This is a genomic window from Psychrobacter sp. Cmf 22.2 (assembly GCF_001921745.1).
Lineage (GTDB): Bacteria > Pseudomonadota > Gammaproteobacteria > Pseudomonadales > Moraxellaceae > Psychrobacter.
Genome location: NZ_MRYA01000006.1, coordinates 153,743 through 165,578, shown reverse-complemented (window position 1 = coordinate 165,578; position 11,836 = coordinate 153,743). Strand labels below are relative to the sequence as shown.

The 11,836-nt window shown below is 42.3% G+C and carries 8 protein-coding genes and 2 tRNA genes; 5 read left to right on the top strand and 5 right to left on the bottom strand.

Annotated elements, in window-relative coordinates; translation table 11 throughout:
• Positions 1 to 262: 262 nt before the first annotated feature.
• From BTV98_RS11140 to msrB, 3 genes are all read right to left on the bottom strand, one after another.
• Positions 263 to 339 (bottom strand) — tRNA-Asp (locus BTV98_RS11140).
• 36 nt (positions 340 to 375) lie between these two features.
• Positions 376 to 451 (bottom strand) — tRNA-Val (locus BTV98_RS11135).
• A gap of 329 nt (positions 452 to 780) precedes the next feature.
• Positions 781 to 1,206 carry a peptide-methionine (R)-S-oxide reductase MsrB gene (gene msrB / locus BTV98_RS11130; RefSeq protein WP_075103613.1) on the bottom strand — a complete coding sequence of 142 codons (426 nt, stop codon included), beginning with the start codon at positions 1,204 to 1,206 and terminating at the stop codon, positions 781 to 783.
• 371 nt (positions 1,207 to 1,577) lie between these two features.
• Here msrB and BTV98_RS11125 point away from each other — a divergent pair, with 371 nt between their 5' ends.
• Positions 1,578 to 3,233 (top strand): aminotransferase class I/II-fold pyridoxal phosphate-dependent enzyme, encoded by a 1,656-nt coding sequence (locus tag BTV98_RS11125; protein WP_075103612.1) that lies wholly within the window; start codon positions 1,578 to 1,580, stop codon positions 3,231 to 3,233.
• Between the two features lie 106 nt (positions 3,234 to 3,339).
• Here BTV98_RS11125 and BTV98_RS11120 read toward each other — a convergent pair whose 3' ends face one another.
• Positions 3,340 to 4,947 (bottom strand): inorganic phosphate transporter, encoded by a 1,608-nt coding sequence (locus tag BTV98_RS11120; RefSeq protein ID WP_058368423.1) that lies wholly within the window; start codon positions 4,945 to 4,947, stop codon positions 3,340 to 3,342.
• Between the two features lie 444 nt (positions 4,948 to 5,391).
• The gene (locus tag BTV98_RS11115; protein ID WP_058368422.1) at positions 5,392 to 7,053 is read right to left on the bottom strand and encodes an ATPase; all 1,662 of its coding nucleotides are present in this window, start codon (positions 7,051 to 7,053) and stop codon (positions 5,392 to 5,394) included.
• A gap of 238 nt (positions 7,054 to 7,291) precedes the next feature.
• Between BTV98_RS11115 and BTV98_RS11110 the strand changes: the two genes are divergently transcribed.
• The 4 genes from BTV98_RS11110 (at position 7,292) to BTV98_RS11095 (ending at position 11,828) form a co-directional block, all read left to right on the top strand.
• Positions 7,292 to 8,005 carry a hypothetical protein gene (locus BTV98_RS11110; protein ID WP_075103611.1) on the top strand — a complete coding sequence of 238 codons (714 nt, stop codon included), beginning with the start codon at positions 7,292 to 7,294 and terminating at the stop codon, positions 8,003 to 8,005.
• Between the two features lie 163 nt (positions 8,006 to 8,168).
• On the top strand, positions 8,169 to 9,284 hold the full coding sequence (gene ubiE, locus BTV98_RS11105) for a bifunctional demethylmenaquinone methyltransferase/2-methoxy-6-polyprenyl-1,4-benzoquinol methylase UbiE (protein WP_075103610.1): 1,116 nt from the start codon (positions 8,169 to 8,171) through the stop codon (positions 9,282 to 9,284).
• An 88-nt stretch (positions 9,285 to 9,372) separates the two neighbouring features.
• A complete protein-coding gene (locus BTV98_RS11100; protein WP_058368420.1) occupies positions 9,373 to 10,080 on the top strand; it encodes an SCP2 domain-containing protein in 708 nt (235 codons plus the stop codon).
• A gap of 86 nt (positions 10,081 to 10,166) precedes the next feature.
• Entirely contained in the window at positions 10,167 to 11,828 is a 1,662-nt protein-coding gene (locus tag BTV98_RS11095) for an AarF/ABC1/UbiB kinase family protein (RefSeq protein ID WP_058368419.1), read from the top strand.
• The last annotated feature ends 8 nt before the right edge of the window (positions 11,829 to 11,836 follow it).

Here is an 11,836-nt window from a genome sequence, read left to right as displayed (position 1 = left end):
GTAAGTCATGGTTATTTATTGTGGTAATCGTTTAGTTGATTTATTTTATAACATTTTTGTGGTCAGGTGACTATATAACCTACCCATCTAATTGTTTAAGGCGTCAAAGACGAAAAAATAATTTTTAATAAAATATGTGACGTTGATATCTGCTTATTCAATAATGAATAAGCAGACACAAAAAAACCTCAAGTAAACTAATACTTGAGGCGAAACTTGCTTAAACTTAATGTCTAAATTCGGTTTAGCTGTTTACAAAATATGGCGCAGCGGACGGGACTCGAACCCGCGACCCCCGGCGTGACAGGCCGGTATTCTAACCAACTGAACTACCGCTGCTTAGGTCGTTTAGCTTTTTTACCACAAGCTAGTAAGTGGTGGGTGATGACGGATTCGAACCGCCGACATTCTGCGTGTAAGGCAGACGCTCTACCAACTGAGCTAATCACCCGCTCTGTGGGTGTGTATTATATAGATTTACATCTGCCTGTCAAATAGTATTTCGCCTTTTTTTAGCTATTTCTTCTAATTTTCAGTAAATATATGGCAAGCAGTTGTTTTTATTACTTTTATATTTTTCAAAAATGATGATATTTTTTTAGATCGACGCGTTTTAGTTGCTTTACCTTATAGATAAGCGAGACAACCTTACGCTCAGTCATAAATGCGGCCTCTCAAAATTATTTTTGAGAGGCCTTTATCTAAAAAGGAAACGTCATACGCCTCCCTTTATCGAACTTACCGTAAGGCTTGGTTAAGCCAAGCAGCTTATTCTCTAGACTACTTCTCAGATTTATCGAAATCCATAGAGACAGAGTTGATGCAGTAGCGCATACCAGTGGTCTCACGTGGCCCATCAGGGAAAACATGACCCAAGTGGGCACCGCAGTTACTACAGGTAACTTCTGTTCGAGTCATCCCTAGCGAATTATCAACATGCTCATCGATAGCACTGTTGTCGATACCTTGATCAAAGCTTGGCCAGCCGCAGCCAGCGTCAAACTTACTATCTGAATCAAATAAGTTAGCACCGCAGCCTTTACAGCGATAGACACCTTTATCCTCAGTGTCATTGTAGATGCCCGTAAATGGGCGTTCTGTGCCCTTCTCACGCATCACATGATACTCATCAGCACTGAGACGCTCTTTCCAGTCTGCTTCTGTTAATTGTGCAATCTCTTCTTTGCTAAGTTGATTGTCTTGCATGATTTATCCTTATTAGAGTGTTTATTATCTAGTCTGCTTATGGCATTTTATTGCAAATACTACTTTATTAAATATACATTAGCAGACTAAGCCAACGTTCTCTATCTGTTGGTTATAGAACGATTATTCAAGGTAAGTTGACAAAGTACGTTACATATATTTATCGTCTACGACATCCAATATTCATTATAAATAATGCAACAGATATAACCAATACGACATAAGCACTAGTAAGATTCAAGTTGCTCTTAGTTTATGCAAGAATAACTTGCATTAATAACAATTAAAAAACTTGCATCTGTACAATTAATGCAATAATATCTTGCAATGTGCAATGATAAAATTCACCAGAATAGCGGATTAAAATAACTATGAGCGACAACAAAGACAAAATGTCACAAGCTGAACGCCTAGTAAAGCTACGTCGTGACAAAGGTTTCACTGCTGAGCAATTGGCACAAGCGATGACTGCGGCTGGTGCAAAAGTCAGTCGCGGCGCTATCTCTAATTGGGAACGTGGCACTAATGGCATTGTGTCATCTAAATTGCCGACCCTTGCAAGTATTTTAGGATGCAGTGAAGGCTACTTACTCCGTGGTGATATACAAACAGACGATAAGGCGCCTGACGCAGCCAGTAGCGATATAAGAGCAACCCTATCTGATAATCAAGCTCCTCATCAACCGCTTTCTCATTCACAAGAAAAAGCTGTCAGTAAGGAAACCAACAGCACCGTTCAATCGCCAGACCAGCAAATAAGCGCCAAAAATAAAATAACTACAGGTAGTAATACTATGACATCACTAAAAAAATCTACTAAATTACAAAATGTTTGTTATGACATCCGTGGACCGCTGCTACAAACAGCGACTAAAATGGAAGCCGAAGGCCAGCATATCTTAAAGCTAAATATCGGCAACCCTGCTCCTTTTGGTCTTAGTGCACCGCACGAAATCTTGCGTGATGTAGCAATGAACCTGCCTGAAGCCACTGGATATTCAGACTCGCAAGGTATTTTTTCGGCGCGTAAAGCCGTCTTGCAATACTATCAATCAAAAGGACTGCTATCTGCCGTAGACGTGCGTGATGTTTATTTAGGCAATGGGGTCTCTGAGCTGATCGTTATGACTATGCAGGCGCTAATGAATGATGGTGACGAAGTTTTGATTCCAATGCCGGATTATCCACTGTGGACTGCAGCGACCAATCTTGCTGGTGGTACTGCCGTGCATTATCGCTGTAATGAAGAAGACAATTGGCATCCTGATATTGAAGACATCAAATCAAAAATTACTAGCAAGACTAAAGGCATTGTCGTCATCAATCCCAATAACCCGACAGGTGCGCTATATTCAGATGAAGTTCTCGAACAGATCATCGAAGTTGCCATTGAGCATGATTTGGTTATCATGGCAGATGAGATTTATGATCGCGTCCTCTATGACAGTATGACACATACGCCCATGAGTACCTTAACTGATGAGGTGCTTATCTTGTCATACAATGGGCTCTCCAAGTCGCATCGCGTCGCAGGTTTTCGTGCTGGCTGGTTAATGGTCTCAGGCAAAAAACAGAATGCCAGCGACTTTATTGAAGGTTTAGACATGCTGGCCTCCATGCGCCTATGCTCAAACGTACCAGGACAATATGCTATTCAGACTGCGATGGGGGGTCATCAGAGTATGAAAGAGTTGACCTCAGAAAAAGGACGTCTATATAAGCAACGTGAAATGGCCGTCTCTCGTCTTAACGCTATTAAAGGCATCTCGTGTACCATGCCTCAAGGCGCATTTTATTGCTTCCCAAAGATGGATCCTGCCATTTATCCTATTGAGGATGACATGCAGTTTATGATGGAGCTATTACTCGAAGAAAAGGTACTAATGGTGCAAGGCAGTGGCTTTAACTGGGATGCACCTGATCACTTTCGCGTGGTATTCTTACCCAATCTTCATGATTTAGAAGATGCTATGGATCGACTCGATCGCTTCTTTGCCAAAAAACGCCAACAGTTTGGCACTGCTTAGTTTTTTAATACTATTTAATTAATATTACATCTTAAACTAGACGTAAAAAAAACGCTTATCAACTTGATGCTGATAAGCGTTTTTCTGGTTTTTACGACAACTACAGTTAAAAGATTTGCTTGAGGATCAGATAACTGATGGCTGATAGTGCCGCAGCCACTGGTAAAGTAATGACCCAAGCCAAACCAATAGGCTTCATAAGTGACCAGTTGGTATCTCTGTTGACAATACCAATACCCAATACGGCGCCAACCAACGTATGCGTACTTGATACAGGTAATCCCATAGTAGATGCACCCATCACGACGGCTGCAGCGGCAAGCTCAGCAGAAAACCCCGATGCTGGATGCATTTTTGCCAAATTTGTACCGACTGTCTGAATCACCTCTTTACCAATGAACCAAAGACCGACGATAAGTGCTACACCAAAGGTCAACATCACCGCTGGAGGTACAGCCGCTTGTGAAGCAATTTCATTGGTACGAATAACATCCATAATCGCGGCAAAAGGACCAACAGCGTTGGCAATATCATTTGAACCATGACTAAACGCAAATGCCGATGCTGTAAAGACCTGCATCCAGCTAAACATAATAAAGGTCGCTTTGGTAAGATCCTCTTTGTGCTTACCACGAATACTTTTGGTGTAGATAAAGGTAGCAAGCCAAACCAGCGCCCCTATCATACCCATAATTAAAAAACCCTGCAGGGTAGTCATATTGCTATTGACGTTTTTGAGGCCTTTAAAGACCACAAGAGAGGTCATAACCGTACCACCCATGGCAGCAATAATTGGTACCCACTGCTTAATGGCTTTTAGCGTATCAAGATTACTGCGTTCATGTTCAATCTTATAAAGATCTTTATAATAATCTGTCTCTAAGTCTTCAACCACGCAGTCATCATCTTTATAAATCTCTTGATCGCGTAGCATCGCTGAAGTATAAGCCAGTTGTTCTGACTCTGATAGACTGTCTAAAAATTCTTTGTGGTTTTGTTTTAAGACTTTTTTACTCGCTTTTAGCTTACCGATATGGGCCTCAGCTTTATCATTATAATCAATAATATTTTTCTTAATCTGTCCATACAATAGGTAAGCCAATATACCACCTAACAATGGCGAGAGTACCCAAGAGATAGCAATCGTCCCTATCGTACCCCAATCAACAGTAGAAAATGCACTTGCACTGCCGCCCAAATCAAAACCTAACACAATAGAGCTACCGACCACCCCGCCGATAATAGAGTGAGTGGTTGAGACAGGCAAGCCTTTACGCGTGGCAAACAACAGCCAAAACGCGGCAGCAATTAATGCAGACAACATGACATAAATGAATTGGTTGGGGCTAACGGCTAAGCCGTCCATATCGACGATGCCTTTACGGATAGTATCAGTAACCTCTCCGCCTGCCAGCACCGCTCCCGACACTTCAAATATCGCGGCCACCCCCAATGCTTGAGGAATGGTTAATGTACCAGCACCAACTGAGGTACCAAACGAGTTGGCGACATCATTACCACCAATATTGAATGCCATAAAGACACCAAAAGCGGTCGCCACAATAAATAGCGTCGTCTGTTGACGCATTGTATAATCGAGTCCCCACCATAAAAAATAGCCGGTCATCGCAATCAGTAAAATAGCAAAAAATAAATTGATTCTCATAGAGCCCACTTGTTTGGTCGACCCTGTAGAACTGCTGCTAATACCCATAAATTAATGCGCCTTGCGTAAGCTGATTGAAAATATTTGCGATGTGGATGTATGATATAAAGTAGCGCGTTTATCATACCATTAAGCCGCAAATGTAACGCCAAATCGTTCGATTACAGCATCTTGCGGCTTAAGAGTTCGTTTATGATAATTATAATTGAGATAATGCTATTTGGTCATTTTCATCACGCGCCTATTATATTAAATAATCAGGCGTATTGTATAATGATACTACAAGATTTGTAACTGAAACCTCAAAACTTATATTTTCGGCAGTATATTACTTAGACTAAATACAGAAGATATAAAGCCTATAATTCTCGTTTGTCCTATTATCGATATTCACAATGAATTGTCAAAGAAAACATCCGAATTATTCTCATCAAAACATTCTATGTCTATTTTTTGAGTGCTTTGCAATAAAATACCTACAGTGTCTCATATCTATAAGTGCAGATTTAGCTGCGCAATAGCATGGTCTAGTACCTGTAAACGAGCACAGCGCTTTTCATTGGTTGCGATGATACACCATGGCGCATCAGAAGTATTGGTACGCGCCAACATATCTGCTGCCGCTTGTACATAGTCTGACCATTTGTCACGATTACGCCAGTCATCATCAGTGAGTTTAAATTGCTTATGCGGCGTCTCGCGGCGATCCTCAAAACGCTGTAACTGCTCTTTTTTATCGATGGCAAGCCAGTATTTTATGACAATCGTTCCTGCTGCCATAAGCTCTGCCTCAAAACGATTGATTTCATCATAAGCGCGTTGCCACTCTGGCTTATCTATTAAGTCCTCGACGCGTTCAACCAACACCCGTCCGTACCAAGTACGATCAAAAATAGCAATACGACTCATACGGTCCGTTTGCTCATTTGGTAAACGTGTCCAAAACCGCCATAAATAGGGATGCTGCAACTCATATAACATCGGTGCGCCAATGTTATAAATTTGATACTCACGTGGATCAAGCGGCGCAACCATTCGTTTGATAGCCCCGCCCTTGCCAGCAGCGTCCATTCCTTCAAAGGCAAATACCACGTGGCGACCTTTGCGCGCGCGCAGTAACTCTGCAAGCTTGGTCTGTTTTTTTGCAAGTTGTTTATGATAGTCTGTCTTATCGATCTCAGGATTCTTAATATCTATCAGCTGTTCGGGTATATCTACGGATACAAAGTCTGGCTGACTGTCATCGTCACTTAGGTTAGTGCCACTTTTAGTACTGTCAGAGATCGTACTGGCAATGTCACTAGTTCTTTTAAGATCAGCAGATACAGGTAAGCTGACACTACTTGCCAGCGCTGTCTGCATCGCTTGTAACACCTCATGGCAAAACTCAGTCGCTGCTTGTGATTTGTCCCTACCATCGATAATGACCCAGTCATCTTGCTGCCGCAAGAGTTCAGATGCCACACGGTTAAACTGCGCGACTATTGCAGTATCACTCCAATCAATTTGATATAAAAACTGTGGATCAGCTTCCTTATCTTTTAGACGTGCTTGTAAGGTCTCAACTTCGACATGAAACCAGCACTTGAGTAGTTTGGTGTGGTTTGCAGCCAGATCTCGCTCAAATACTTGCAACTGAATCAGTGCTTGCTGCAAGTAATCTTGCCATTTGGCGACCAGAAGTTCCTGATCTTCATCGTCTTGCATAGCGTTGGTTGCCAGATGCATTACATGATATAAAAGATCAGCATACCAGTTACCAAAGTAGACCATGACATCACCATGTCGCGGCAGGGCTTTGGTATGAGCTTGCCAGATAGGCTGGTATGCAAGCGGAGGATAACCAATCGTTGCTTCAACTTTTAATAATCTTGGATCAACCCACTGACGTAGCTGTTTGACTGCTGTGCCCTTGCCTGCTTGCTCCATACCATTGACGAGCACCAATAATCCGGTTGGCTTATTAGTAGAAGACGGCGTTTGTTGCCGCGTCTCTCGCAGTGCATACTGCGCTGTCACTAAGGCCAATCTTAGTGCATCCTTGTCCAATGAAAACTGACTCAAAGGATTGGGTGTCAAGCGCTGATCTATTAACTGTTTGACCATTTGGTTTTCTGTGGTTTTTTGTTCCCCATCTGATTTATTATGAGACATATGTCAGTTCCATTTTATTTTTATGTGAGCGGTTATTGGTTATCGTCCTTTCATAATAATAACATTCGTTTGCGCAGAAAATCACAGTGCTGTGTAACAGTTTGACATTTGTATTCTAACTTAAATTCTTTTAAGGTAATATATTACGCTAGCGATGCTATTTACCGACATTTATAACTTCTAAATAAAAGTCATTTCCATTTAAAAATACATACCTAACCATACAGGACAAACTTCTATGTCTGCTTTATCTGATTTACAAAAGCATTTAACGCGCTATTGGGCACTACCTTATCATGAGGATGAGGCATTAGATTCTAAGCTCAAAGACGTACAAGCATGGCAACGGGCACGTATTCAGCGTACTCATTCAGAGCTATTTGAGCAGCCAAAGAACAAGCCTATGGCGAATTATTTTCTCACACAACTATATGGCGGTGATGAATTCAAGCTATTGGCCAAGCAATTAGAACGCATCCTGCCAAAAGCAAAAAAACTTGAGAAACTTGCCAAAGAGTCCGTATTGCAGACTGGCACTATGGCTGTTCAGGCCGCTATCTTGGCAATTGAGCTAGATATGCATCTGGCGCAGTGGTTAATAGAGCAAGACCTAGCAGTCAATGAAGAAAACATGCTTAAAGCTTATCGCGCGGTCGATGAAGCAGATGAACGTCGTTTACAGATCAATAATCTAAAAGACGTCTGTTACCGTACTGATAAATATCTCAACTCATTTATGCTGCGTAAGGCTTTTTCTTTTGCCAAAAGTACGGCATATAGCCGTGGCTATCAGCCTTTATACGATTTTATCGATGCAGGTTTTACCGCGATGAAGCCTCTTAAAAGTGTCAGTGGTTTTATTGAACCATTTTGCAAGCGTGAGCTGCAGATCATCGATCAAGTTCATAACGCTGATAGTAACGACAATGTAGAAGTATTTGCTGTATCATAGACCAAAACAGTCGCTAAGTTGAGCATTTTGCGTGCATCATATTGATCAATCACTGTTGGTCGTATAATGCTAGCAAAATGCTTTTACATTTGGATGAAGAGTAATTATGATTGAATAATTATAAAAGCCAAGTAGACACAACAGTAGGCCACAGGAATACTCTATGACCAATGACTTAAAAAACACCAATCACAAGTTCACTAAAAACAGCCATATTCAAGATAAATTAGTCAAAGATAGTATTGTACATAGTGAAAATATTAGTGCAAAGGCCCAAGCTCGCAAAGACCCTACTCCTAATACGTCAAGTCATCGCTCAACGGCAAACAGTGCGGGTATTACAAATACCAATAATAGTGACTTTACTCAACTACAAGACTTACCAACAGGAACACCGCAAGGTCAGCAAACCACTATGCCATATAATGATAATAAAGTAAGTGACAACCCAGCTCCGTCCGCGGACAATCAAAAACCGCGAGTTGCCTTTAACCAACGTGATGACATTAATAACCCGCATACGCTGGATACGGATGGATCAGAAGAGACTCATTTTGGCTACAAGACTGTCAATAAAGCTGAGAAGCAAGCGCGCGTAGCCGATGTGTTTACCTCAGTTGCCAAAAAATACGATATCATGAATGATCTGATGTCTTTTGGTATTCATCGTCTTTGGAAGCGCTTTGCTATCAGTCTATCTGGTGTGCGTGCAGGTCAGCACGTGTTAGATATCGCAGGTGGTACGGGTGATTTGGCCAAAGTGTTTAGCCGTGAAGTAGGTCGTCATGGTCACGTTGTCTTATCAGACATTAATGCAGCGATGCTAGAAGTTGGCCGTGAGCGTTTGATTAACGCTGGCTGTAATAACGTTGACTTTGTCCTTGCCAATGCCGAGACCCTTGCTCCTTTTGAGGATGAAAGTTTTGACTTATTGACTATTAGCTTTGGTCTGCGCAATGTCACTGATAAAGACGCAGCTCTACGTTCAATGTACCGTGTATTAAAGCCAGGCGGTCGTTTATTAATCTTAGAGTTCTCAAAGCCTGTTTTTGAACCACTATCTAAAGCCTATGACTTATACTCTTTTACTGCCTTACCGCTTATGGGCAAGCTTGTAGCAAACGATTCAGAAAGCTATCAGTACTTAGCAGAGTCGATTCGTATGCATCCTAATCAGCAAACTTTAAAGCAGATGATGGAGCAAGCAGGCTTTGAAAACTGCGATTATCATAATCTAACAGCTGGTATCGTTGCAGTTCATAGAGGTTTTAAGGCATAACGCTGATTGCTCAACAATCTCTAACGCTCAAAGCAGTGTTGACAACGCTACAGCATGACCATAATTATTTTTGATATGTGAGAGTATTATGCTAACGGTATTACTTTTGGCAAGTGCCGAAAAACTCATCAATATGGCTATCGCTAGTGATGATATCACTAAAGCTGGCTTGACACCGCTTGCTGGTAAAGTACTGCGGTTAAATATGGTCATGCCTAAGATACAGGTAGATATCTTATTTAACCATGAGCATCTACGTTTTGAGCCCATTACTGCCAATAGTGTGTTTGAGCCACGCGGGCAAAGCTTTGGTCGAGATGCTGATGAACGTCAACAGGCAAACAAGGATATGGGGCGTATTGGCCATAGTCGTCCAGACTGCACTATTAATGTTGAAAACCCCGCTGAGCTATTAAACTTGATACGCGGCGCTGAAGGCAATCTGCCGATTGACGGTGATTACAAAGTCTTGATGCAGCTCAAACAGCTGGTCGCTGGATTTGACCCTGATATTGCAGGTCAGCTCGAACCTTTCATAGGCAAGCCAATGGCAAGTCAGTTGCAACTACTGATATCTCAGCTCAAAAGCAGCTTTCGCCACACTGCCAAACGTACCTTTGACGATGTGAGTGATTGGGCCAACGACGTGACAGGCAATAGCCCACCTGACCCCATCGAAAAAGCAGAAGCAGACAGTCTCAAGCAGCAAATTCTTAAGCTGCGTGCGGATATCGAACGTGAAGAGGCACGTTTGGCCGCTATCAAAGCTGAGCAAGCATGTTTAACCGATAGGTAGATATAGCTTATCCTGTCTTTTTCATCTTATCCGCATTCTTATCTAGACTGTTTGTTTCAAGTAACTACTTAGAGTAACTACTGCCCATGCTATTATCCTATCGCGCCCGTCTACTTGAACTTTGGCGTATTGCTGCAAGCTACCGTATTGATACTCACTTTACGGCTGAGGAGGCTCCACAGCTACAGCCGATTTTACGTTTGATTCGGATGCATCCAGCTGCTTGGGGCAAAAAACATCAGCCCAATGCGATTAAATATGCGCTAGAAGATATGGGCACGCTGTTTTTAAAGCTTGGTCAGCTACTCTCCACCCGTCGTGATTTAGTGCCACCTGAAATTATTGAACAACTTGTTCAGTTACAAGATAAGGTAAAACCTTTTGAATCTGATGTTGTCATCGCTCAAATTCAAGATCCAAGGTATGGTCTCGGTCAGTCTATTGAGACGCTATTTGCACGCTTTGATGTCAAACCGTTAGCCGCAGCTTCCATAGCTCAAGTACATACCGCAGCATTGAGAGATGGTCGTGAAGTTGTAGTAAAGATCGTGCGTCCTAATATCCGCACGACTATTGTTGCAGATTTTGAGCTATTACGTGAGCTTGCCAGTTGGGCATCGGCACGGATTGAAGCGGCACGTGCAATACATATTATTGATATTGTTGAAGACTATCGGCAAGTCATGCTCAATGAGCTGGATTTGACTTTAGAGGCGGATAATACTACTCAGATGCGTAACAACTTTTTGGGTTCGGCATTGATGTATGTGCCTGAAGTTTACGACGCTGCCAAAAACGTTATGGTGATGGAACGCATTCAAGGGGTACCGATCTCACAAGTTCATATATTTGATCAGCTAGGCTATGACCGGGCAACACTCGCTGAAAAAGGATTGACGATATTTTTTACCCAAGTCTTTCGAGATAACTTCTTTCATGCCGATATGCATCCGGGCAATGTCTTTGTAGAAACGCCACCAGTAAAAACATTAGATAGTCATACTCAAGCGGTCAATCTCGGTCATGAACCTCGTTATATTGGTCTTGATTGCGCTATTATGGGCACTTTATCAAAAGACGATCAATTGATTGTAGCGCGTATGCTATTGGCCGTCATGAACAATAACTTTACTGCTATGGTCGATATCGTCAGCCGTGCTGGTTGGATTCCACCAAATACAGACAAGCATGCTTTGATGCGTGATATGAAGCGCACCGTCGGCCCGATGCTACAAAAGTCTATCAATGAGATTGATTTTGCTGGCGTTTTGATGCAGATTTTAGATATAGCGCGTCGCCATCATATGAGCATCCCGCCGCAACTGATGCTTTTACTAAAAACTTTGGTACATGTTGAAGGCCTTGGTCGTGACTTGTATCCAGATTTGGATATTTGGTCATTGGCGAAGCCAATCTTAAGTAGTTGGGTTAAAGAGCAGCTTGATCCTATGCGCAACTTTCAACAGATACGCGCACAGCTACCAGAGATTTTATTGTCCAGTACTGATATTCCAAAACTACTAGATCAAGGTCTGCAGAGTTTGGCTTCACAAGGGTCACGTCAAGACAGTCAGTTGCGTGAGATTCAGCAAATACGTGCCGACATGCTCAATGACCGTCGCCGTGACTGGCTAGCATTAGCAGGATTTGGCCTATTTATCGCCATTGCTACACAAGTAGTCGGCTGGCTATCACCTGTGTTTTACATTTTAGCGATGTTAGCAGTCGTTTGGCGTATCTTAGCTTAAAGCTACCG